Origin of the sequence: Kosakonia sp. ML.JS2a (assembly GCF_025642095.1) — a bacterium.
In the GTDB taxonomy this organism is placed as follows: domain Bacteria; phylum Pseudomonadota; class Gammaproteobacteria; order Enterobacterales; family Enterobacteriaceae.
Genome location: NZ_CP106754.1, coordinates 1,939,972 through 1,962,470 on the forward strand (window position 1 = coordinate 1,939,972; position 22,499 = coordinate 1,962,470).

Annotated in this window: 26 protein-coding genes and 1 riboswitch; of the genes, 22 read left to right on the forward strand and 4 right to left on the reverse strand. The window is 58.9% G+C overall.

The window, feature by feature from the left end; all coding sequences use genetic code 11:
• Genes pduC through pduA form a run of 3 tightly spaced genes read right to left on the reverse strand, consistent with a single transcriptional unit; the run spans window position 1 to window position 2,771 of the window.
• The gene (pduC, locus tag N7922_RS09265; protein WP_263100253.1) at window positions 1-1,665 is read right to left on the reverse strand and encodes a propanediol dehydratase large subunit PduC; all 1,665 of its coding nucleotides are present in this window, start codon (window positions 1,663-1,665) and stop codon (window positions 1-3) included.
• A gap of 18 nt (window positions 1,666-1,683) precedes the next feature.
• Window positions 1,684-2,490, reverse strand: coding sequence for a propanediol utilization microcompartment protein PduB (gene pduB, locus N7922_RS09270; protein ID WP_263100254.1), 807 nt, complete (start codon window positions 2,488-2,490; stop codon window positions 1,684-1,686).
• Entirely contained in the window at window positions 2,487-2,771 is a 285-nt protein-coding gene (gene pduA / locus N7922_RS09275) for a propanediol utilization microcompartment protein PduA (RefSeq protein WP_263100256.1), read from the reverse strand. Before pduA ends, pduB begins: the two co-directional genes overlap by 4 nt.
• A 526-nt stretch (window positions 2,772-3,297) precedes the next feature.
• On the opposite strand from pduA, the gene pduF reads away from it, so the two are divergent.
• The 22 genes from pduF to cobT all read left to right on the forward strand — a co-directional run bounded on the left by pduF (window position 3,298) and on the right by cobT (window position 22,153).
• Complete coding sequence (gene pduF, locus N7922_RS09280; RefSeq protein ID WP_263100257.1) at window positions 3,298-4,098, forward strand: propanediol diffusion facilitator PduF; 801 nt, start codon at window positions 3,298-3,300, stop codon at window positions 4,096-4,098.
• Between the two features lie 182 nt (window positions 4,099-4,280).
• On the forward strand, window positions 4,281-5,189 hold the full coding sequence (gene pocR / locus N7922_RS09285) for a transcriptional regulator PocR (RefSeq protein ID WP_263100258.1): 909 nt from the start codon (window positions 4,281-4,283) through the stop codon (window positions 5,187-5,189).
• Window positions 5,190-5,395: 206 nt separating this feature from the next.
• A riboswitch (cobalamin riboswitch) is annotated at window positions 5,396-5,576 on the forward strand.
• A gap of 100 nt (window positions 5,577-5,676) precedes the next feature.
• Window positions 5,677-7,056, forward strand: a complete 1,380-nt coding sequence (locus N7922_RS09290) for a cobyrinate a,c-diamide synthase (protein ID WP_263100259.1) — start codon at window positions 5,677-5,679, stop codon at window positions 7,054-7,056.
• On the forward strand, window positions 7,053-8,009 hold the full coding sequence (gene cbiB, locus N7922_RS09295) for an adenosylcobinamide-phosphate synthase CbiB (RefSeq protein WP_263100260.1): 957 nt from the start codon (window positions 7,053-7,055) through the stop codon (window positions 8,007-8,009). Before N7922_RS09290 ends, cbiB begins: the two co-directional genes overlap by 4 nt.
• An 11-nt stretch (window positions 8,010-8,020) precedes the next feature.
• The gene (locus tag N7922_RS09300) at window positions 8,021-8,653 is read left to right on the forward strand and encodes a cobalt-precorrin-8 methylmutase (protein ID WP_263100873.1); all 633 of its coding nucleotides are present in this window, start codon (window positions 8,021-8,023) and stop codon (window positions 8,651-8,653) included.
• Window positions 8,650-9,789 carry a cobalt-precorrin-5B (C(1))-methyltransferase CbiD gene (cbiD, locus tag N7922_RS09305; protein WP_263100262.1) on the forward strand — a complete coding sequence of 380 codons (1,140 nt, stop codon included), beginning with the start codon at window positions 8,650-8,652 and terminating at the stop codon, window positions 9,787-9,789. Before N7922_RS09300 ends, cbiD begins: the two co-directional genes overlap by 4 nt.
• Window positions 9,783-10,388: a precorrin-6y C5,15-methyltransferase (decarboxylating) subunit CbiE gene (cbiE, locus tag N7922_RS09310; protein WP_263100263.1), complete on the forward strand. Its 606-nt coding sequence runs from the start codon at window positions 9,783-9,785 to the stop codon at window positions 10,386-10,388. The genes cbiD and cbiE overlap by 7 nt, the downstream gene beginning before the upstream one ends.
• The gene (locus N7922_RS09315) at window positions 10,378-10,947 is read left to right on the forward strand and encodes a decarboxylating cobalt-precorrin-6B (C(15))-methyltransferase (protein ID WP_263100264.1); all 570 of its coding nucleotides are present in this window, start codon (window positions 10,378-10,380) and stop codon (window positions 10,945-10,947) included. The genes cbiE and N7922_RS09315 overlap by 11 nt, the downstream gene beginning before the upstream one ends.
• Entirely contained in the window at window positions 10,940-11,713 is a 774-nt protein-coding gene (locus N7922_RS09320) for a cobalt-precorrin-4 methyltransferase (RefSeq protein ID WP_263100265.1), read from the forward strand. The genes N7922_RS09315 and N7922_RS09320 overlap by 8 nt, the downstream gene beginning before the upstream one ends.
• Entirely contained in the window at window positions 11,694-12,749 is a 1,056-nt protein-coding gene (cbiG, locus tag N7922_RS09325) for a cobalt-precorrin 5A hydrolase (protein ID WP_263100266.1), read from the forward strand. The genes N7922_RS09320 and cbiG overlap by 20 nt, the downstream gene beginning before the upstream one ends.
• Window positions 12,749-13,474 (forward strand): precorrin-3B C(17)-methyltransferase, encoded by a 726-nt coding sequence (locus tag N7922_RS09330; RefSeq protein ID WP_263100267.1) that lies wholly within the window; start codon window positions 12,749-12,751, stop codon window positions 13,472-13,474. The genes cbiG and N7922_RS09330 overlap by 1 nt, the downstream gene beginning before the upstream one ends.
• Complete coding sequence (locus N7922_RS09335; protein WP_263100268.1) at window positions 13,471-14,256, forward strand: cobalt-precorrin-6A reductase; 786 nt, start codon at window positions 13,471-13,473, stop codon at window positions 14,254-14,256. The genes N7922_RS09330 and N7922_RS09335 overlap by 4 nt, the downstream gene beginning before the upstream one ends.
• A 10-nt stretch (window positions 14,257-14,266) precedes the next feature.
• Window positions 14,267-15,061, forward strand: a complete 795-nt coding sequence (cbiK, locus tag N7922_RS09340; RefSeq protein ID WP_263100269.1) for a sirohydrochlorin cobaltochelatase — start codon at window positions 14,267-14,269, stop codon at window positions 15,059-15,061.
• Window positions 15,058-15,768 carry a cobalt-factor II C(20)-methyltransferase gene (locus N7922_RS09345; RefSeq protein ID WP_263100270.1) on the forward strand — a complete coding sequence of 237 codons (711 nt, stop codon included), beginning with the start codon at window positions 15,058-15,060 and terminating at the stop codon, window positions 15,766-15,768. The genes cbiK and N7922_RS09345 overlap by 4 nt, the downstream gene beginning before the upstream one ends.
• Window positions 15,765-16,499: a cobalt ECF transporter S component CbiM gene (gene cbiM / locus N7922_RS09350; RefSeq protein ID WP_263100271.1), complete on the forward strand. Its 735-nt coding sequence runs from the start codon at window positions 15,765-15,767 to the stop codon at window positions 16,497-16,499. Before N7922_RS09345 ends, cbiM begins: the two co-directional genes overlap by 4 nt.
• Window position 16,500: 1 nt before the next feature.
• Window positions 16,501-16,782: an energy-coupling factor ABC transporter substrate-binding protein gene (locus N7922_RS09355; protein WP_263100272.1), complete on the forward strand. Its 282-nt coding sequence runs from the start codon at window positions 16,501-16,503 to the stop codon at window positions 16,780-16,782.
• Entirely contained in the window at window positions 16,766-17,446 is a 681-nt protein-coding gene (locus tag N7922_RS09360) for an energy-coupling factor ABC transporter transmembrane protein (RefSeq protein WP_263100874.1), read from the forward strand. Before N7922_RS09355 ends, N7922_RS09360 begins: the two co-directional genes overlap by 17 nt.
• A gap of 9 nt (window positions 17,447-17,455) precedes the next feature.
• A complete protein-coding gene (locus N7922_RS09365) occupies window positions 17,456-18,271 on the forward strand; it encodes an energy-coupling factor ABC transporter ATP-binding protein (protein ID WP_263100273.1) in 816 nt (271 codons plus the stop codon).
• On the forward strand, window positions 18,268-19,791 hold the full coding sequence (locus N7922_RS09370) for a cobyric acid synthase (protein WP_263100274.1): 1,524 nt from the start codon (window positions 18,268-18,270) through the stop codon (window positions 19,789-19,791). The genes N7922_RS09365 and N7922_RS09370 overlap by 4 nt, the downstream gene beginning before the upstream one ends.
• On the forward strand, window positions 19,785-20,330 hold the full coding sequence (gene cobU, locus N7922_RS09375; protein ID WP_263100275.1) for a bifunctional adenosylcobinamide kinase/adenosylcobinamide-phosphate guanylyltransferase: 546 nt from the start codon (window positions 19,785-19,787) through the stop codon (window positions 20,328-20,330). The genes N7922_RS09370 and cobU overlap by 7 nt, the downstream gene beginning before the upstream one ends.
• The gene (cobS, locus tag N7922_RS09380) at window positions 20,327-21,067 is read left to right on the forward strand and encodes an adenosylcobinamide-GDP ribazoletransferase (RefSeq protein ID WP_263100276.1); all 741 of its coding nucleotides are present in this window, start codon (window positions 20,327-20,329) and stop codon (window positions 21,065-21,067) included. Before cobU ends, cobS begins: the two co-directional genes overlap by 4 nt.
• Before the next feature lie 27 nt (window positions 21,068-21,094).
• Window positions 21,095-22,153, forward strand: coding sequence for a nicotinate-nucleotide--dimethylbenzimidazole phosphoribosyltransferase (gene cobT, locus N7922_RS09385; RefSeq protein WP_263100277.1), 1,059 nt, complete (start codon window positions 21,095-21,097; stop codon window positions 22,151-22,153).
• Between the two features lie 3 nt (window positions 22,154-22,156).
• Here cobT and N7922_RS09390 read toward each other — a convergent pair whose 3' ends face one another.
• Window positions 22,157-22,468, reverse strand: coding sequence for an ArsR/SmtB family transcription factor (locus tag N7922_RS09390; protein WP_263100278.1), 312 nt, complete (start codon window positions 22,466-22,468; stop codon window positions 22,157-22,159).
• Window positions 22,469-22,499 lie beyond the last annotated feature (31 nt).

Consider the following 22,499-nt stretch of genomic DNA (forward strand, 5'->3'; position numbering starts at 1 on the left):
TTAACCCAGTTCATTCGGATCGATGGCGGCCGGGATGTTTTTAATCTCTTCCCAGCGTTCGCCCTGCAGGCGATAGCCTGTTGCCGGACCGGCATAATCATTGACGTCATTGACGGCCGACAGCACCTGGCCGTCGCCAACGATGATGGCGGAGGTGTGCAGGTAATCCCCGGTCAGCTTGGCTTTCTGAATGTTGAGCATGTCCTGCGCCACATCGTTAAAGCCGCCCTGCGCCAGCGCTTTCACCACTTCCAGCCCGTTACGGTTTTTGTTGATGATCTCCTGCGCAAACTTGATGTCTTCGACGATGTTGCGCTCCGGCATATCTTTTGAACCGTGGGCATAGGTCGCGGCTTCTACCTCTTCATCGGTGATGGGAGGCAAGCCCATCCCGGCAAAAACGGCCTGTAACGCGCGGGCCGCTTTATTACGAATGGCGATCACGTCCTCTTCGCGCACCGGGCGCAGGCCACCGTCAACTTTCAGATCGCGTTGTAAGACGTTGTAATCATCAAAGTCTTCCGCATCTTCATTGGAGCCGGCGAACATGTTGTCGTAGTTCGGCACGGCGGAATAACCGGACGAAATAAAGTCGGTGCCGGGCAGAAATTGCATCAGCAAACGTGCGGTACGCCGCATATCGGAGTGGGTGAAGGTCTGGTCGTTACTGGAGGCACATTCGAGATCCAGCGATGAGCAGATCAGGTTTTCCGCCAGTACGGCACGGATACCGGACGGCACCGCCGACGGCACGCCGATACAGCTGACCGAGCCATTTTGCAGCCCCTGAACGCCAGCCGCTTTGGTGATGTAAATACAGCGTGCTTCGAGGTAGAGCATCGATTTGCCTTCGGCGTAGCCCATCTGCACTTCGGAGCCGGAACCGGAGGTAAAGCGCATTTTCAACCCGCGCGAGGCGTATGAGGAAGCGAGGAAACCTTTGGACCACGGGGTGTCGTCACCGTCGGTGAAGACCGGTTCGGTGCCGTACACCGAGATGGTCTCTGCGTAACAGGTGTGACCCAGCATGCCAAGCTTCAGCTCGGTGGCTTCCTCCAGCGAACACTGGGTTAACACGCCAGGGCGACCCACCTGGGAACCCACCAGTAAGGCGATGGCGTTAAACGGTGCATAACGCGCAACAGCAACGGTGGTCTCCTGTTCGTCAAACCCACGCCACGCCCCTTCGGCGGCATCGGCGGCAATTTGCACCGGGTTGTCTTTCACGTTGGTGACGTGTGCCTGCTGCGACGGTGTGCGACGGGCGCGCATTTTCTGCATCGCCATCATCATTTCCACCACGTTCATGTGCGACATCACCTCGACAATTTTCGCCGGGGTCATTGCCGTGGTCAGCGGCACAATCGCGCTGCGCTTGATGTTGGGATCGCACAGCATATTGGCGAGTTTGACTGAATCCATTGCCATCACTTCTTCGGCGCGATCCAGATTGATGCCATAGCGGGCGATGAAGTGATCAATCAGGTCGAACTGGCTGGCGGACTTGCCATCAAGCTCGGTGACCACACCGTTGACGATGCGGATGGAAGGTTTGGGATCGTTCGGGCTTTCCATAGCGATAAAGCCTTCTTCAATCCACTCCTTCACAAAGCCGTCCTGGTTAACAGGGCGTTTCGCCAGCGCTTCAAATCGTTTCGATCTCATGAAACAGCCTCTCTGTTATCAGATGTAGGACGGGCGGTCGTTTTTCGGCTCTGCGCCGAGCGTGCCGAGCACGGTTTTGCCAATTTCGCGGGCGGAAATCACCGCCTGGCGCACTGCGCCGGAGTCACCGGAGATGATCAGGATCGCCTCGTTACTGAAGCTGGTGCCTTTTGCCGGCGAGCTGTACGCCACCACTTCCACATTGGCGGACTTCAACGCGGTATCCGCCATCAGTACGCCAACCGATGCGGGCGCGCCGACAATCACCCCGCAGGAGCGGCCCACCGGGGCGCCGAAGGCTTTTTCCAGCGCGTAGCTGGCGCGGGCGGTGTATTGCAACTCGATATGCCCGGCCTCGTTGGCGTAGACATCGCCAAAGGTGCGGTCCAGCTCTTTCAGCGCCACTTCAATCGCGCGTTTTACGTCGGAGACATCGTTGCCACCGAACAGGATCAGCGAACCGTGGCCCGCGCCGCCTTTGGTATCGCGCGGGAGTTCAATGCTGACCACTTCGGTATTGGTGGCTTTGACTGCTTCATCCGCCGCCATAATGTGCGGGCCTGCGCCGGTGCGTGCCCCTAAAATGCCGATGGAGCGAAAGCGTTTTTCCAGCTTCATTGCGTCGAGCAGGGCGCTGTCTACGTTGGCGATCACCAGGCCAACGGTGTCGCCAATCGCCGTGCCGACAAACTCCGTTAAACTGCAGCTTTTTTCTGCCATAGCCGTCTCTCGTTTGGTGTGGGTTGCAGTGGGGGAAGCCTGGGGAGCCGATACGCGCGCTACCACCTGAGCCATGATCTGTTCCACCAGTTCATTGCTGCTCATTGGCTCATTCCTTTCGGTAAGATTTTTTCAACGTCAGTGTGCGGGCGCGGGATAACGTGTACGGCTTTCACTTCACCCACCTGTGCGGCGGCGGCGGCACCTGCATCGGTTGCGGCTTTTACGGCGCCAACATCGCCGCGAACAATAACGGTCACCAGGCCGGAACCTATTTTTTCGTAGCCTACTAACACGACATTGGCCGATTTCACCATGGCGTCCGCCGCTTCAATTGCGGCGGTTAGGCCTTTGGTTTCCACCATTCCTAATGCTTCTTGTTGCATAAAAACCTCGGTAAGGTTGCCCTGATGGTCGGACTATACAAATAAGCGAGGAAAAAGAATGGCTCTCTTGAAAATACGTTAAAAACTTCCTGGCGATATCAGGTGAATAAATTGTCTGGATAAAATTCATCTCATTGAAATTGCTGGTTATTTTATATTTTATTGAATAGTAAAATATTGCTATTGCTCCGTCAGGTTTACATTTTTTAGCGTGACAAAAATAAACAGGGTGTGTTATTTGCGCGTGCGGAAAGATTCTGTGAGCAAGGCTGTAAATCAGCGCAGGGAAAATAACAATAATTTGTTATTTGTTTTCCCTAAATAGCGGTATTGGCATGCGCGGGAATAGTGATAATAAAGAAATGGCGAGAGCAAAATAGTGTTATCGCGACACGACTTTTTTGGGGTTTTGCGCCTGAGGTTGCCAACACTTTTCATGCGCGGATTTCTATAGTGAGCGGCGTTGTACTCTGCCGCCAGCTTCAGGGGTGCTGGTGAGGTCTGACTCTACCTGGAAGGTGACATAATGAATGATTCGCTAAAGGCACAATGCATCGCCGAGTTTTTAGGTACCGGGCTGTTTTTGTTTTTCGGGATCGGCTGCCTCTGCGCCATGAAGGTCGCCGGCGCGACGCTGGGATTGTGGGAGATCTGCATTATCTGGGGCCTGGGCATTTCGCTGGCGGTATACCTGACCGCCGGGATTTCGGGGGCGCATCTCAACCCGGCGATCACCATTGCGCTGTGGTTGTTTGCCTGTTTTCCGGGGCGCAAAGTGCTGCCTTACTGCGTGGCGCAAATCGCCGGGGCGTTTGGTGGCGCGGCGGTGGCCTATCTGTTGTACCGCAATCTGTTTCTCGAGTATGAAACTGCGCACCAACTGGTGCGGGGCAGCATTGAAAGCCTGCAACTGGCGGCGTTGTTTACCACCTATCCCGCCGCGGCGCTGAACGTCTGGCAGGCGGGGCTGGTGGAAGTCATCATCACCTCGATTCTGATGTGCGTGATCATGGCGTTGACCGATGACGGCAACGGCGTACCGCGTGGGCCGTTAGCACCGTTGCTCATTGGCGTGCTGGTGGCGGTGATCGGCGCGTCCATGGGGCCGCTCACCGGGTTTGCGATGAACCCGGCGCGTGACTTCGGGCCAAAACTGTTTGTCTTTTTCGCCGGTTGGGGAGAAGTGGCATTCACCGGCGGGCGTGAGATCCCGTACTTTATCGTTCCGATTGTTGCGCCAATTATTGGCGCCTGCGGCGGTGCGGCTTGCTACCGATATCTGATTGGCAAAAATCTGCCCTGTAATAGCTGCAAGCTGGAAGGTTAAAACGTATTTCGTGATCTGCTTTCCCGAAAGCAATAAATGGCCTCCCAGGGATGGGAGACTTTTGTTATGTTGATTTCAGTTTAGCGACATATCTTATGAAATATATGTTATTGACGTTATCAGTCGCGTAAACAAATAGCCTGTTTATAACAATAAATTAAAATTCACTGAGAGGTTTTATCATGATTTCTGCGAGTGCGCTCAACTCGGAACTCATTAATAAAATCGCCCAGGATTTTGCTCAAGCCACCGGGTTGGCCGTTGTTGTGGTGAATATCCACGGCGAAGAGATCTCCGGGCTGTTTAATTTCACTCCGTTTTGCCAGCGTATGCGCCAGCATCCGCAGCACAGCGATCGCTGCCGCATGAGCGATCGCTGTGGCGGGTTCGAAGCGTCGAAATCCAACCAGCCCTGCATCTATCGCTGCCATGCCGGATTAACCGACTTCTCTATTCCGTTGGTGATTGCCGGGCATCTGGTGGGATTTGTGCTCTGTGGACAGGTGCGTTTGCGCGAGAACAGCGGCGTGGAACTGGTGGACATTCTCAATATTGATGACCGCTGGCAGGCCGATCCGGTGCTGATGGACGCGTTCCACAGTGTGCCGGAAATGGATTACTCGCGGGTTATTGCTTCGGCGGATCTGTTGCAGCTTATTGTTGATAACTGTCTGAAAAAACAGATTAATTTTGTGGTTATCAAAGATCAGCAATCCTCTGACGCGAGCCATACGCCGCGCAACCAGGGGCCGCATGACAGCAAAATGAAAAAAGCGCTGCGCTACATTGATGCGCATCTTTCCGATGAGCTGCGGCTGGAGGACGTAGCGGCGCACGTTTATCTCAGCCCTTACTACTTCAGTAAATTATTCAAAAAATATCAGGGTATTGGCTTTAACGCGTGGGTGAACCGCCAGCGTATGGCCAGCGCCCGCGAAATGCTGTGCCACAGCGACTGGAGCATCGCCAGTATTGCGCGCAATTTAGGATTTTCGCAAACCAGCTATTTTTGCAAAGTATTTCGCCAGACTTACCAGGTGACGCCGCAAGCCTTCCGTTTGCAGAATAATGCAAACTATGACGGGGATTAAATTTCCGATAGCAATATTTTGTTATTCGAATATGGCGTAATAATCATCTGAATCAAGACTGCATAAGGCTTTAATCAACGGGGTGAGCAATAAATTGTTATAGCGCAACAAATTATTGTTTACGTCCCGATAAACTGAACCAGTTTTTATTTCCCTGCTGCGATATAGTGCATTCAGGGACTACATTACGGTGATAATTGCACACCGTGATGAATAATCCATCCGGTTACGCCGCACGCTGTTGCGGCAGGGAAGGGGGTGAAAATCCCCCGCAGCCCCCGCTGCTGTGATGCTGACAACCCCGTAATCACCACTGATCGCAGGATCGGGAAGGACGGGCGAGGATGACGCTAAGCCAGAAGACCGACCTGATGGGCAGTTATCAACAACTTCGGTGGGAAGTGGGTTGCTCAGAAGCGTACAGTCGACAGACTGGGCAGACGCGCGTCCTGACTTCACCTTTTCCACCCGCTACGGGGCTTCAGGAATGTCAGACAGGCGCAGCGCCTTTATCCTTGCCGGCACGGGCAGTGGCTGTGGGAAAACCACCGTCACGCTCGGGTTGCTCACCGTTTTGCAGCGCCTCGGCCTGCACGTGCAGCCTTTTAAAGTCGGCCCGGACTATATCGACACCGCCTGGCACAGCGCCGTTACCGGCGTTCCTTCCCGCAATCTCGACAGTTTTATGCTGCCGGAACCCACGCTTAATGCCCTGTTTACACAGCATCTGCTCGCCGCTGACGTTGCCGTTATCGAAGGCGTGATGGGGCTGTACGACGGTTACGGCACCGATCCCCACTATTGCAGCAGCGCCGGGCTGGCAAAACAGCTTGGCGTGCCGGTGATCCTGCTGGTGGACGGCAAAGCGGTCTCCACGTCGATTGCCGCCACGGTGATGGGTTTTTGCCATTTCGACCTGCAGTTGCCGATTGCCGGGGTGATTGTTAACCGCGTCAACAGCGACAGCCACTATCAACTGCTGAAACAGGCCATCGAACATTACTGTGCGGTGCCGGTGCTGGGATATGTGCCGACCGTGCCGGGCGTGGCGCTGCCCGAACGCCACCTTGGGCTGGTCACTGCCCGTGAATCCATCGTGGATGCGCAACCTTGGCGTGACTTTGCCGACCGCCTGGCGCAGACCGTGGATATCCACCGTTTGCTCGCCCTGAGCGCCATTACCCGTCTGCCGGGAGGCGATATCCCTTCCTGTGAGCAAGAACAGACCGGAGCCGGGCTGACGCTCGCGCTGGCGGACGACGAAGCCTTCAACTTTTACTACCCGGATAATCTGTTGCTGCTGGAACGCGCTGGCGTCCGTATTGTGCGTTTCAGCCCGCTGCATGACCGCGCATTGCCGGCGTGCCAGATGGTGTGGCTGGGCGGGGGGTACCCGGAACTGCATGCGCGTGCACTGTCGGTCAATCAGCCGATGCGTGACGCCATCCGCGTCGCCCACCAGCGCGGCGTGGCGATCTACGCCGAGTGCGGCGGTCTGATGTACCTTGGCACCACGCTGTGTGATGCTGACGGCCACTGCTGGCCGATGGCGGATGTTATCCCCGGTCACAGCGTGATGGGCAAACGGCTGACCCGTTTTGGCTACTGTGAAGCCCGCGCCACGCAACAGACGCTGCTCGCGGCACCGGGCGAGACCCTGCGGGGGCACGAATTCCATTACTCCGACTTTACCCCGCAGCATGCTGCCGTGCTGGATTGCCACAAAACCCGCGATGGCGAGGTGTTGAAACGCTGGCAGGGCGGCTGGCAGGTGGGGAATACCTTCGCCAGCTATCTGCATCTGCATTTCGGGCAACGCCCGCAGATGCTCAACCACTGGTTTCGCGCCGCCAGGAGCGCCTTATGACGTTACTGGCATGGTGTGCGGCGTTCCTGCTCGATCGTCTGCTTGGCGACCCGCCGCACTGGCCGCATCCGGTGCGCTGGATTGGCGCGCTGATTACGCACATCCAGCGCGGGGTGCGCCAGTGTTGTCACAGTGATGTTGCGCTGCGCATTGGCGGCGGTGTGATGTGGTTGCTGGTGGTGGGCATTACCTGGGCGGTGAGCTGGGGCGTGCTGACGTTGGCAACGACGGTCCATCCGTGGTTGGGCTGGTGTGTGCAGGTGTGGGTAATCTACACCACACTGGCGACGCGCTGCCTGGCGGATATGGCGCGGGACGTGGAAAACGCGCTGCGCCATGGCTCGCTCAACGACAGCCGCGAAAAATTGTCGTGGATTGTCGGGCGCGACACGGCGCAACTGCAACCGCCGCAGATCACCCGCGCGGTGGTGGAAACCGTGGCGGAAAACACCGTCGACGGTGTGATTGCGCCGCTGTTCTTCTTACTGATCGGCGGCGCGCCGCTGGCCATGGCCTATAAAGCGGTCAACACGCTGGACTCGATGGTTGGCTACAAGCATGAAAAATACCGCGCCATTGGCATGGTCAGCGCCCGGCTGGACGATGTAGCGAACTTCATTCCGGCGCGGCTGAGCTGGTTACTGCTGAGCGCCGCGACCCTGTTGTGCGGCTATAACGCCCGCAACGCATTGCGTATCGGTTTTCGCGATCGGCGCAATCACAGTAGCCCCAACTGTGCCTGGCCGGAAGGCACCGTTGCCGGAGCGCTGGGTGTACGCCTTGGCGGCCCGAATGACTACTTCGGCGAACGCGTCGAAAAACCCTGGATTGGCGATGAACGCCGCGCCATTGAGGTGGATGACATCCCACGAACCATTGGCCTGATGTGGGTGGCCTCCACGCTGGCGCTGGCGTTGTTTGCACTGACGCATTACCTACTGGCGGGAGCCTGAGGATGGAAAAAATGGATTACTTGCAGCAACCGCAGGCTATTGAGGCCAAAAGTTTTGTCATTATCGGCGAGATCATTCATGAAACCCGTCCCGATTACCGTTTTGCCAGCCCGCTGCATGAAGCGGTGATCAAACGGGTCATTCACACCACCGCCGATTTCGACTGGCTGGATATTCTGCACTTCTCCCCGGATGCGCTGGAAAGCTTGTGTACGGCGATTACACGCGGTTGCTCCCTCTATACCGATACCACCATGGCGCTCTCCGGCATTAATAAAACGTTGCTGGCGCAGTTTGGCGGCGAGGTGCGTTGTTATATCTCCGACCCGCGTGTGGTGCGCAGAGCCAAGGCGGACGGCATCACCCGCTCTATGGCGGCGGTGGATCTGGCGCTGGGTGAAGAGGGGGAAAAAATCTTTGTCTTTGGCAATGCCCCCACCGCACTGTTCCGCTTGCTCGAACATAAGGCGCAGGTCAGCGGTGTGGTGGGCGTGCCGGTCGGTTTTGTGGGCGCGGAAGAGTCGAAAGAAGCGCTGGTGGCAAGTGGTTTACCGGCGATTGCCGCCCGTGGTCGCAAAGGGGGCAGCAACGTCGCCGCCGCCATTATCAACGCCTTGCTCTACAACCTGCGGGAGGCGCAATGAGCGAGCCCGCCTTCGACGACCCGGTGTGGCATAACGGTAAAGCGTTACGCAAAGGCTACACCACCGGCTCCTGCGCCACGGCGGCGGCAAAAGTCGCCGCGCTGATGGTGCTGCGCCAGCACATCATTCACCAGGTGTCGATTGTCACGCCTTCCGGCGTCACGCTGCGTCTCAACGTGGAATCTCCGCATATTGAAGGCCAGCAGGCGATGGCGGCTATCCGCAAAGACGGGGGCGACGATGTGGACGCGACGCATGGCATGCTGATTTTTGCCCGCGTGACGGTAAACGACAGCGGTGATATTACGCTGCGCGGTGGCGAAGGGGTGGGGCGGGTAACCCGTAAAGGCATTGGCCTCGCGGTGGGCGAAGCGGCGATCAATCGCACGCCACGCCAGACCATTGAAGCCGCGGTGCGTGAGGTGATTGGCCCGACGCGCGGCGCGGAGGTGGAAATCTTCGCCCCGGAAGGGGAAGAACGGGCGAAGAAAACCTACAACGGGCGGCTTGGCATACTTGGCGGTATTTCAATTATTGGCACCACCGGCATCGTGACGCCGATGTCGGAAGAGAGCTGGAAACGTTCGCTGTCGCTGGAGCTGGAGCAAAAACGCGCGGGCGGGATGGAGCGGGTGATCCTCGTTCCCGGCAACCACGGCGAGCGTTTCGTTCGCGAACAACTGGGTGTCTCCGGCGAGCTCGTGGTGACGATGAGTAACTTCGTGGGCTACATGATTGAAGAAGCGGTGCGCATGGGCTACCGGCAGATTGTGCTGGTGGGCCACCCTGGCAAGCTGGTGAAAATCGCCGCCGGTATCTTTCATACCCACAGCCATATTGCCGATGCGCGCATGGAAACCCTGGTCGCGCACCTTGCGCTGCTCGGCGCGCCGCACGCGTTGCTGCTGGCGGTCAGCGACTGCGATACCACCGAAGCAGCGATGGAGCACATCGACGCCGCCGGGTTTAACCATCTCTATGACCATCTGGCGCGGCGGATTTGCCAGCGCATTGAGCAGATGCTGCGCTTCACGCAAACCCCGCCACAGTGCGACGCCATTATGTTCTCTTTTGATAACAAAGTCCTGGGCGCTAACCGCTCGCCAGAGGCGATTGCCCGGGAGCTGCAATGCTGACGATAGCGGGTATGGGACCGGGTCATCTTGCCCTGATGACGCCGCGGGCATTAGAGGCCGTGGCGCAGGCGGATGTGCTGGTCGGCGGTAAGCGCCATCTGGCGCAATTCCCGGCATTTCGCGGTGAAGTGCGTGCGCTGGATAGCGATATCCCCGCGCTGCTTGCCTGGCTGGAGCAACAGACGGCGCGACGGGTGGTGGTGCTGGCCTCTGGCGATCCGCTGTTTTACGGCATCGGCACCCGGCTGGTCGCGCACTTTGGCATTGAACAGTTGCAGATTATCCCCGGCATCAGCGCCGCGCAGTATCTGTGCTCGCGCACCGGGATCGACATGAACGACATCTGGCTGACCAGCAGCCACGGGCGTGAGGTGGATTTTGACCGGCTTGCCCGCGAGCCCAAAGTGGCGATGGTCACCGATGCGCGCTGTGGTCCGAAAGCCATTGCCGATGCGCTTATCGCCCGCGGCGCCGCCAATTGCTGGCTGGTGATTGGTGAGAATCTTGGCATGGACAACGAGCGTATCCAGCGGTTGCGACCCGCGGATGTTCAGGCGCAATACGAGATGAATGTGGTGGTGATCCTCAATGAAAGATGAGCTGTTTATTCGTGGCGAAAAGGTACCGATGACCAAAGAAGCGGTGCGTGCGCTGGCGCTGTCAAAGCTGGAGCTGCATCAGGCGCGCCACCTGATTGATATTGGCGCGGGAACCGGCAGCGTCAGCATTGAAGCGGCGCTCGCCCACCCACAACTGCGGGTGACCGCCATTGAGCGTAACCCGGCAGCGCTCGGGCTGCTGGAAGAGAACTGCCTGCATTTTGACTGCCGCAACATTGCCATTGTTGCCGGGGTCGCACCGCTGTTTGTTGAACAACCGGCGGACGCGGTGTTTATGGGCGGCAGCGGCGGCAACCTGACGCAACTGATTGACTGGTCACTGGCGCAACTGCACCCCGGTGGCCGACTGGTGATGACCTTTATCCTGCAGGAAAACCTCAACGCTGCGCTGGCGCACCTTACCGCCCGCCATGTCGCCGCGCTAGATTGCCAGCAGATCCAGGTCTCCCTGCTCACCGGGCTTGGCAGTGGTCACTACTTCAAACCGAATAATCCCGTTTTTTTGATTTCCTGCGAAAAGGAGAAACACCATGGCTGACACCGTGGAGGCGCACACCGTCTGGTTTGTTGGCGCGGGGCCAGGCGATAAGGAGCTGATTACGCTCAAAGGCTACCGGCTATTGCAACAGGCGCAGGTGGTGATTTACGCCGGATCGTTGATCAACACCGAACTGCTGGACTATTGCCCGGCGGATGCCGAGTGCCACGACAGCGCTGAACTGCACCTTGAGCAGATTATCGATCTGATGGAAGCCGGGGTAAACGCCGGGAAAGTGGTGGTGCGGCTGCAAACCGGTGATGTCTCGCTGTATGGCTCGGTGCGCGAGCAGGGGGAAGTGTTAACCCGTCGTGGCATCCGTTGGCAGGTGGTCCCCGGTGTCAGTGCGTTTTTGGGCGCGGCGGCGGAACTGGGGGTGGAGTACACCGTGCCGGAGGTATCGCAGAGCCTGATCATCACCCGCCTGGAAGGGCGTACGCCGGTGCCGCCGCGCGAGCAACTGGAGTCGTTCGCCAGTCATCAGACCTCCATGGCGATTTACCTCTCCGTACAACGTATTCACCGCGTGGCGGAGCGTTTGATCGAAGGCGGCTATCCGCACACCACGCCTGTCGCCGTTATTTACAAAGCGACATGGCCGGAGAGCCAGACCGTGCGCGGCACGCTGGCTGATATCGGCGACAAGGTGCGCGAGGCCGGGATCCGCAAAACTGCGCTGATCCTCGTGGGCGCGTTTCTGGGGGAGGAGTACCACTACTCCCGACTCTATGCGGCGGACTTTAGCCATGAATACCGTAAAGCCTGAATCCATTGCGCTGTTTTGCCTGACACCCGGCGGCATGGCGCTGGCTGAACGCCTGAAACCGGCGCTGCCGATGACCTGCTTTACCAGCGAAAAGCTGCAAAGGGACGGGTTTGCGCCCTTTGAAGGCGGTTTTGCACAGACCCTGCGTGAGGCGTTCAGCCACTATTCGGCGGTGATTTTTATTGGCGCGACGGGCATCGCCGTGCGCGTTATCGCGCCGCTGGTCAATGACAAGTTTATTGATCCGGCGGTGATCGTGATTGATGAGCGCGGGCAGCATGTGATCAGCCTGCTTTCCGGGCACTACGGCGGTGCCAATGCGCTGGCGCGCTACCTGGCCGGGGTGCTGGACGCCGATCCGGTGATCACCACCGCGACCGATGTAAACGAACTGGCGGCGCTGGATACGCTGGCAAGCCAGCTTGACGCGCGGATGGACGGGTTCCGCCCGGCGGTAAAGACCATCAACCACATGCTGGTGAGCGGTAAACGCATCGGCCTGTGGTGCGACGCGGCAATGCGCGAAGAAGTCGCGAACTGCGACACGCGCGGGTTTATTGCGGTGGTGGATCTGGAGGTGCTGCCGGCGCTGGATGCACTGGTCTGCGTGACGACCCAGGCTGAGTTGCCTGCGCTTTCGCTGCCGGTCTACAAGTTGGTGCCCAGGCGTGTAGTGGCAGGCATTGGCTGCCGACGGGATACGCCGTTTGCGCTGTTGTCGATGCTGTTGCAGCGGCAACTGCATGCACACGCTTTTGACCCGCTGGCGCTGCGGGCCGTGGGTAGCATCACGCTCAAACAAGACGAGCGAGGGCTGGTGCAGCTTGCGCAAAGCCTGCGCGTGCCGTTTGAAGTGTTCAGCGCTGACGTGCTGCGCCAGCACGAACACCATTTTCCCGCCTCCGAATTTGTGCGGCAAACCGCCGGCGTCGGGAGCGTTTCCGGCCCGGCGGCCTGGCTGATGAGCCAGGGGCAACTGGTGGGCGAGACCCTGCGCGAGCAGGGCGTGACTATTACTTTGGGAGTTTCACACTGATGTTAACGGTAATCGGGATTGGCCCAGGCTCACAAGCCATGATGACCATGGAAGCCATCGACGCGCTGCAAGCGGCGGACATTGTCGTTGGTTATAAAACCTACACCCATCTGGTGAAAGCCTTTACCGGCGATAAACAGGTGATCAAAACCGGCATGTGCAAAGAGATCGAACGCTGCCAGGCGGCGATTGAACTGGCGCAGGCCGGGCATAACGTGGCGCTGATCAGCAGCGGCGACGCCGGGATTTATGGCATGGCCGGGCTGGTGCTGGAGCTGGTCGGCAAGCAGCAACTGGATGTGGAGGTCCGCCTGGTGCCGGGCATGACCGCCAGTATCGCCGCCGCCGCATTGCTTGGCGCGCCGTTAATGCATGACTTCTGCCACATCAGCCTCAGCGATTTGATGACGCCGTGGCCGGTGATTGAAAAACGCATTGTTGCTGCTGGTGAAGCAGACTTTGTTATCTGCTTCTACAACCCGCGCAGCCGGGGCCGTGAAGGCCACCTGGCAAGAGCATTTGAACTGCTGGCGGCCAGTAAACACGCGGATACCCCGGTTGGCGTGGTGAAATCCGCCGGGCGAAAAAAAGAGGAGAAGTGGCTGACCACGCTGGGCGCGATGGACTTTGAGCCTGTCGATATGACCAGCCTGGTGATTGTCGGAAACCGCGCCACCTATGTGCAAAACGGACTGATGATCACCCCGCGAGGCTACAGCCTGTGACGGCGGGCGACGTGCTGGTGATTGGCGGAACCAGCGATGCGCGGCAGATTTGCCAGCAACTGGACGCAGCGGGCGTGGGTTACACGCTGTCGGTGGCGACACCGACCGGGCAACAACTGGCGGGAAATATTCGCGGTCAGGTGCGTTGCGGTCGTCTGGAGTTGGGCGAGATGGTGGCCTGGTTGCAGCAAAATCGCACCCGCTGGGTGATTGATGCCTCTCATCCTTACGCCGATGTGGTAAGTCGCAATATCGCCCATGCCTGTGAGCAGGCGCAGGTGTTGTTAAGCCGCTACCAGCGCCCGGAGCAGGTGCCGGATTTAACGCATCCGTTGCTGTTTTATGTCGCCTCGCTGGAAGCGGCCTGTGAGCAAGCCCGTGAACTAGGCGAGCGCATTTTGCTCACCACTGGCAGTAAAGATCTGGCGCGCTGGCGCGCAGGGCTACCGGGTAAAACGCTGCTGGCGCGGGTGTTACCGGTGCCGGACGTGGTGGCGCAGTGCGCGGCGCTGGGTTTTGGCGTTGGCGACATTGTTGCGCTCTGCGGCCCGTTCAGCGCGGAATTTAACGCAGCCTTTTACCGCCAGTACCGGGTCGAGGTGATGATCACCAAAGCCTCCGGTGCAGAAGGGGGCTACCTGGAAAAAATAGAGCCTGCACTTGCGGCCGGCATTCCGTGCATTGTTATTACCCGTCCGCAGACTGTGGTGGTGGGCGAAGAGAGACTGGACAGTCAGGACGCATTTTCACGGCGGTTGCGACGCTGGCTGGCGACACAGTGAGGAGAACATAATGAAAAAAGCACTTTTAGTGGTGAGCTTCGGCACCAGTTATCACGACACCTGTGAGAAAAATATTGTTGCCTGCGAGCGCGAGCTGGCGGCCAGTTGCCCGGATCGCACGCTGTTTCGCGCCTTCACCTCCGGCATGATCATCCGCAAACTGAAACAGCGCGACAACCTGCACATCGATACCCCATTGCAGGCGCTGCAAAAACTCGCCGACGCGGGCTACCAGGATGTGGCGATCCAGTCATTGCACATCATTAACGGCGATGAGTACGAAAAAATCGTCCGCGAAGTGCAGACCCTGCGCTCGTTGTTTCAACGGCTGGTGATTGGCGCGCCGCTGCTCAGCAGTCATGACGATTATCTGCATCTGATGCAGGCGCTTTCCCGTCAGATGCCGCAGGTCGGCCCACATGAACGGGTGGTGTTTATGGGCCACGGCGCCAGTCATCATGCGTTTTCTGCTTATGCCTGTCTCGACCATATGATGGCCGCTCATCGTTTTCCTGCGCGGGTTGGCGCGGTGGAGAGTTACCCGGAAATCGATTTGCTGATCGATGGGTTGCGCCATGAAGGGGTCAACGCCGTCCACCTGATGCCGCTGATGCTGGTGGCGGGCGATCACGCGATTAACGATATGGCGTCTGACGATGACGACTCCTGGAAAACGCAGTTTGAACGGGTCGGTATTGCCGCCACACCGTGGCTACAAGGCCTGGGGGAAAACGCTGATGTGCGGGCGATGTTTGTCCGCCATCTGCAACAGGCGCTGACGCAGACGCTGGAGGCCGCAGCATGAGTGGCAAACTTTACGCCCTGAGCACCGGCCCTGGCGCGGCGGATCTGATCACCGTGCGTGGCGCGCGTATCCTCGGCAGGCTGGATGTGCTCTATGCCCCGGCCGGGCGCAAAGGGGGCGACAGCCTGGCGCTCTCCATCGTGCGGGAATACCTTGGCGAACAGACCGACGTGCGCTGTTGCCATTTCCCGATGAGCGCCGACAGCGCGGAAAAAGAAGCCGTGTGGGATGACGTTGCCGCCGCGCTGGACGCGGAAGTGCAGGCCGGTAAGCAGGTCGGTTTTATCACCCTTGGCGATGCGATGTTATTCAGCACCTGGGTGTTTTTGTTGCAACGCCTGCAACACCCGGAGCACGTAGAGATCGTCCCGGGCGTGACGTCGTTTGCCGCCATCGCCGCGCGCACGCAGACACCGCTGGCCATGGAGCAGCAGTCGCTGGCCGTTATCTCCTGCACCGCGCCGGAAAGTGACATCCGCCTGGCGTTGCAGCAGCATGACAGCCTGGTGTTGATGAAAGTGTATGGCCGTTTTGCCCGTATCAAAGCGTTGTTACATGAAGCGGGCCTGCTCGGTTGCGCCCTGATGATGGCGGAAGCCACGTTACCGGGAGAGCAGTGCTGGCGGCAACTGGGTGATGTCAGCGACGATCAGCCGCTGCCCTATTTTTCGACCATCCTGGTCAATAAACAGTGGGAGAGGGTATGAAAGTGCAACAACTGAAACAGCTGTCTTTCAGCGGACTCGCCGCCGCTATGTTGCTGATGGTGGTGCCGCAGGAGGCGTTCGCCATGCACATCATGGAAGGTTTTCTGCCGCCGATGTGGGCGCTGGCCTGGTGGCTGCTATTCCTGCCGTGCCTGTGGTACGGACTGGTGCGTTTGCGCCGCATCGTGGCGGACGACACCAACCAGAAAGTGCTGCTGGCGCTGTGCGGCGCGTTTATTTTTGTCTTGTCGGCGCTGAAGATTCCCTCGGTGACCGGCAGTTGTTCCCATCCGACCGGCGTGGGGCTGGCAGTGATTTTGTTTGGTCCGGGCGTGGTGGCGGTTCTCGGCGCGATTGTGCTGCTGTTCCAGGCGCTATTGCTGGCGCACGGCGGATTGACCACGCTTGGCGCTAATGGCATGTCGATGGCGGTGATTGGCCCGGTGGTCGGCTACCTTGTGTGGAAACTGGCCTGCCGTGCGGGGTTCCGCCGTGATGTGGCGGTGTTTCTCTGCGCCATGCTCGCCGATCTGGTGACCTATTTCGTGACATCGGTACAACTGGGCGTCGCCTTTCCGGACCCGCAGCACGGGGCGACCGGGTCGGTGGTGAAATTTATGGGCATCTTCTGCCTGACGCAAATCCCGATTGCCATCGCTGAAGGGTTGCTGACCGTGATGATCTACGACCAGCTTACCCGGCGCCAGCTTATTACTGCACAGGAGCGTTAAGATGAAAAAGACCCTGATTCTGCTGGCGATGGTGATTGCCCTGGTGATCATGCCTTTCTTTATCAACCATGGCGGCGAATATGGCGGTTCCGATGGGGAAGCGGAAAGCCAGATCCAGGCCGTTGCGCCGCATTATCAGCCGTGGTTCCAGCCGCTGTATGAACCGGCAAGCGGCGAGATCGAAAGCCTGCTGTTTACGCTGCAAGGCTCGATAGGTGCGGCGGTGATTTTCTACATTCTCGGGTATATGAAAGGCAGACAGCGTGATAGCGAACGGTCTTGATCGGCTCAGCTACCAGAGCCGTTGGGCTACGGTCGCACCGGAGCGCAAGTTCTTCTGCTGGCTGCTGCTGATGGCGCTGGCCTTTTCCCTGCCGCCCATCGGGCAGGGGATCTTGCTGGTTTTTGTCGCGGCGTTCACCTGTTGGCTGCTGCGTATTTCACTGTGGCGCTGGCTGCGCTGGATGGCAATCCCGCTGGGATTTTTACTGATGGGCGTCGTGACGATCCTGTTCAGCATTACCCGTGAACCGGTGCATTTGCTGTTCGGCGTGCCACTGGGTCACGTCTGGATCGGTGTGATGCCGGAAGGGCTGGCGGCGGCAAACGCCACGCTGTGGCGTAGCCTGGCGGCGCTGTCGGCGACCTTCTGGCTGGTGCTGAACCTGCCGTTTCCTCAGTTGATTTTGTTGCTGAAGCGCGCGCGTGCGCCGCGCCTGTTGACGGAACAGATCCTGCTCATCTGGCGCTTTATCTTTATCCTGCTGGAGGAAGCGGCGGCGATTCACCGGGCGCAGACGCTGCGTTTTGGTTACCGCACCGTGCCGCAGGGCTACCGCTCGCTGGCGATGCTGGTCAGCCTGTTATTTACCCGCGTGCTGCTGCGCTACAAAGCGCTGGCGACCACGCTGGATATCAAACTTTATCAGGGTGATTTTCACCTGTGAGGATGTGGCATGCTGGTCACCGATAACCTGTGGTTCCGTTACCAGGATGAACCGATACTGAAAGGGCTCAGCCTCGACTTTTCTCGCCAGCCGGTGACCGGGCTGGTCGGTGCTAACGGCTGCGGCAAATCCACGCTGTTTATGAACCTGAGCGGCATTTTACGCCCGCAACAAGGGACGGTGCAGTGGCAGGGGAAACCGCTGGATTACAGTAAACGCGCACTGCTGGCGCTGCGCCAGCAGGTCACTACCGTGTTTCAGGATCCCGATCAGCAAATCTTCTATACCGATATTGATAGCGATATCGCCTTCAGTTTGCGCAATATCGGCGTGCCGGAAGCGGAGATCGTCCGCCGTGTGGAGGAGGCGTTGACACTGGTGGATGCGCAGTCGTTTCGTCATCAGCCGATTCAGTGTCTGAGCCACGGGCAGAAAAAACGCGTGGCTATCGCAGGCGCGTTGGTGTTGCAGGCAAAATACCTGTTGCTGGATGAACCCACTGCCGGGCTCGATCCTGCCGGGCGTGCGCAGATGCTGGCCATTATTCGCCGCATCGTTGCGCAGGGAAATCATGTGGTGATTTCCAGCCATGACATTGATTTAATCTATGAAATCTGCGACGCCGTGTACGTGTTGCGGCGCGGCGAGTTGCTGACGCACGGTACGCCAGGCGAGGTGTTTGCCCGCCGGGCGCTGATTGAAGAGGCCGGGCTGACGCAGCCCTGGCTGGTTAAACTGCACAGCGAGTTAGGGTTCCCGCTGTGCAAAAGCGAAGATGAATTTTATGCCCGTATGCGGGCGATGCCGGTGAAGGAGGCGTTATGACGCAGGCCATTATGCTGCAAGGAACCGCTTCGGATGTGGGCAAAAGCGTGCTGGTCGCCGGGCTGTGCCGTATTTTTCACCAGGACGGGCTCAAGACCGCACCGTTTAAATCGCAAAATATGGCGCTCAACTCGGGCATTACGCCGGACGGCCAGGAGATGGGGCGCGCGCAGATATTTCAGGCAGAGGCCGCAGGTATCCTCCCCGATGTGCGGATGAACCCGGTGCTGCTTAAACCCACCAGCGACCGCAAGGCGCAGGTGGTGCTGATGGGCAAAGTCGCGACCGATATGGACGCGGTGAGCTACCACGAATACAAACCGCGTCTGCGCCAGCAGATCATCGAAGTGTATCAAAGCCTGGCGCAGGAATATGACGCGCTGGTGCTGGAAGGGGCGGGTAGCCCGGCGGAGATCAACCTGCGCGACCGGGATATCGTCAATATGGGGATGGCGGAGATGGCTGGTTGCCCGGTTATCCTGGTGGCAGATATCGACCGGGGTGGCGTGTTTGCCGCGATTTACGGCACGCTGGCGCTGTTGCAGGCGCATGAGCGCTGGCGGGTCAAAGGGGTGATTATCAATAAATTTCGCGGCGATGTGGCGCTGCTCACCCCCGGCATTAAACAGATTGAAGAACTGACCGGCGTGCCGGTGATCGGCGTGATGCCGTGGCTGGACGTCGACCTGGAAGATGAGGACGGCGTGGCGTTGCAGCGCGGTAAATACCTGCGCACCGGTGAGCGGGCGATAGATATTGCCGTGGTGCAGTTGCCGCACATTTCTAACTTTACCGATTTTAACGCGCTGGCGGCCCAGCCGGATGTGCGCGTGCATTATGTGCGCACCCCGGAAGCGTTGCGCAGCGCCGATGCGGTGATCCTGCCGGGCAGTAAAAATACCCTTGGCGATTTAACCTGGCTGCGTGAGAGCGGGCTGGCGAAAGCAGTGCTGGATGCCCATCGTGCGGGTGTCCCGGTGATCGGCGTTTGCGGCGGTTACCAGATGCTTGGCGAGACGATCGTTGATGAGGTGGAGTCCGGGCTGGGGACATTGCCGGGACTGGGGCTGCTGGATACCGTCACCCGTTTTGCCCGTGACAAAACCACAACGCTTGTGGAGGCGAGCTTGCAGGAGACGTTACCCGGCTGGCTGGCGGGCTGCGCCGGGCTTGGCTTGCGCGGTTACGAAATCCATATGGGAGAAACCACACTGCACAGCGGGTGCCGCCCGGCATTGTGGCTGCACAAAGCGGGGCAGCGCGTGGCGGATGGCGCGGTCAGCGACGATGGGCGGGTGTTTGGCACGTATCTTCACGGTTTGTTTGACAGCGATGCCTTTACCCGCGCGTTCATCAACGGCCTGCGTCAGCGTAAAGGCTTGCCGCCACTGGATGCCGCCGTCAGTTATGCGCATTATAAAGCGCAGCAGTTCGATCTGCTGGCCAGCGCCATGCGTGAGCATGTGGATATCAAACGTATTTATCAGATTATGCAGCAACATCAGGAGCCAGCATGTTAACCCTTGTTACCGGCGGTGCGCGCAGCGGCAAAAGCCGTCATGCCGAGTCACTGGTCGCCAGCGCCGACGGGGTGTTGTATATCGCCACCTCGCACATTTTCGATGAGGAGATGGCGGCGCGTATTCAGCATCACCGGGACAGTCGCCCGGCACACTGGCGCACCGAAGAGCGCTGGCAACAGCTCGCTGAAATTATTACCCCTGACAATGCCCCCAATGAAGCAGTGTTGCTGGAGTGCATCACGACACTGGTGACCAATTTACTGTTTGCTTATGGCGAAGGCGACGATGCCGATAGCTGGGATTACACGGCACTGGAAGCGCAGGTGCAGCAAGAGATCGAGACGCTGATTGCCGCCTGTGCGGCTTGCCCGTCGCCGGTGGTGCTGGTGACCAATGAAGTGGGGATGGGCATTGTGCCGGAAAACCGTCTGGCACGGCACTTTCGCGATATCGCCGGGCGCGTGAATCAGCGACTGGCGCAGGCGGCGGATCATGTCTGGCTGGTGGTGTCCGGTATTGGAGTCAAAATCAAATGATTAAGTTGTTTTTCGCCACGCTGTCGTTTATCAGTCGTTTGCCCGTGCCTGGCCGCTGCGTACAGGGGCTGGATGTAGCGGATTATGTGCGTGGTATTGTGACTTTTCCGCTGGTCGGGTTGTTGTTGGGCTCGCTCAGCGGCATCGTGCTGGTGGTGTTGCAACCCTGGTGCGGTGCACCGCTGGCGGCGCTGTTTAGTGTGCTGGCGCTGGCGCTGTTAACCGGCGGTTTTCACCTCGATGGTCTGGCGGATACCTGCGATGGCGTGTTTTCCGCTCGCCGACGTGAGCGGATGCTGGAGATCATGCGCGACAGCCGCCTTGGTACCCACGGTGGTCTGGCGCTGGTGTTTGTGCTGGTGGCGAAGATCCTGACCCTCAGCGAGTTGCAACTGCGCGACACCAGCATGATTGCCGCGCTGGCCGCCGCCTGTGCAGTGGGGCGCGGTTTTGCGGTATTGCTGATGTTCGGCCATCGCTACGCCCGCGAAGAGGGACTGGGGAATCTGTTTATTGGCAAGGTTTCCGGCCGGGATACGCTGGTCACGCTGGTGATAACGGGGCTGGCGGTTGTCGGCCTGTTGGGGACGAAAGGGGTTATCGCGCTGGCGGTGACCCTGGTGGCTATCTTTGTGCTCGGCCAGATGCTGAAACGCACGCTGGGTGGGCAGACCGGTGACACGCTGGGCGCGGCTATTGAGCTTGGCGAACTGGTATTTCTTCTGGCGCTGTTATAAACAGCCCGCAACATAATGAGAAACACTATGCAGACATTGACGGCATTACTGGCAGCTATCCCCACGCCCGATGACGTGGCGATGGCACGGGCGCAGCAGCATCTTGATGGCTTACTGAAACCCGTTGGCAGCCTGGGGCGGCTGGAAGCGCTGGCGGTTCAACTGGCGGGCATGCCAGGACTGAACGGCACGCCGCAGATCGGGGAAAAAGCGATTGTGGTGATGTGCGCGGATCATGGTGTATGGCACGAAGGCGTGGCGGTCTCCCCGCGCGTGGTCACGGCTATTCAGGCGGCGAATATGACCCGGGCAACCACCGGCGTGTGTGTGCTGGCGGCGCAGGCCGGGGCAAAAGTGCATGTGCTGGATGTCGGTATCGACGCCGATCCCATCCCCGGTGTGGTGAATATGAAAGTGGCGCGCGGCAGCGGCAATATCGCCACTGGCCCGGCGATGAGCGCGCAGCAGGCAGAAGAACTGCTGTTGGAAACCGTCCGTTATACCCATGAACTGGCGCAGCAGGGGGTAAAACTGTTCGGCGTGGGCGAACTGGGGATGGCGAACACCACGCCAGCGGCAGCGATTGTTAGCGTGCTGACCGGCGAAGCGCCGGAAGCGGTGGTGGGGATCGGCGCAAATCTGCCGGAATCACAGCTCGGTCATAAAGCGGCGGTTGTACGTAAGGCGATCGCCGTTAACCAACCGGATCCTGCCGATGGTCTTGCGGTGCTGGCTAAAGTCGGCGGTTACGATCTGCTGGGCATGAGTGGGGTGATCCTTGGCGCGGCGTCCTGCGGGTTGCCGGTGGTGCTGGACGGTTTTCTCTCCTATGCTTCGGCGCTGGCAGCCTGCCGCATTGCGCCGCAGATCAAGCCTTATCTTATCCCGTCGCATCTTTCTGCTGAGAAAGGGGCGCGCATTGCGCTTGAGCACTTAGGACTGGAACCGTATCTCAATATGGGAATGCGTTTAGGTGAGGGCAGTGGCGCGGCGCTGGCGATGCAACTGGTGGACGCCGCCTGCGCCATTTACAACAACATGGGCACGCTGGCAGGCAGCAATATTGTGCTGCCGGAGACGAAATAACGCTTACCCTTCGCGTTGCATCACCTGCAACAGCGTATCCAGCAAGCCGGGAAAACAGATATCCAGGTCTTCCCGGCGCAGCGAAATCATATTTTCCCGACCTTGCGGGCGTTGCCAGACCACGCCGCTATCGCGCAGTACACGCCAGTGATGGGTCATGGTGGACTTCGCCACGTCCTGCGGGCGCAGCGCATTGCAACTGAGTTCGCTACCGTCGGCAAGCCGCCTGATAATGGCCAGCCGCAGAGGGTTGCCAAGGGCAAAGAGCACATTTTCGAGGCGAAATTGCTCACGTTCGGGGTGGTTAGCGATCATAATCTTCCTGTGTCGGCGGTTGTGCTGCGGG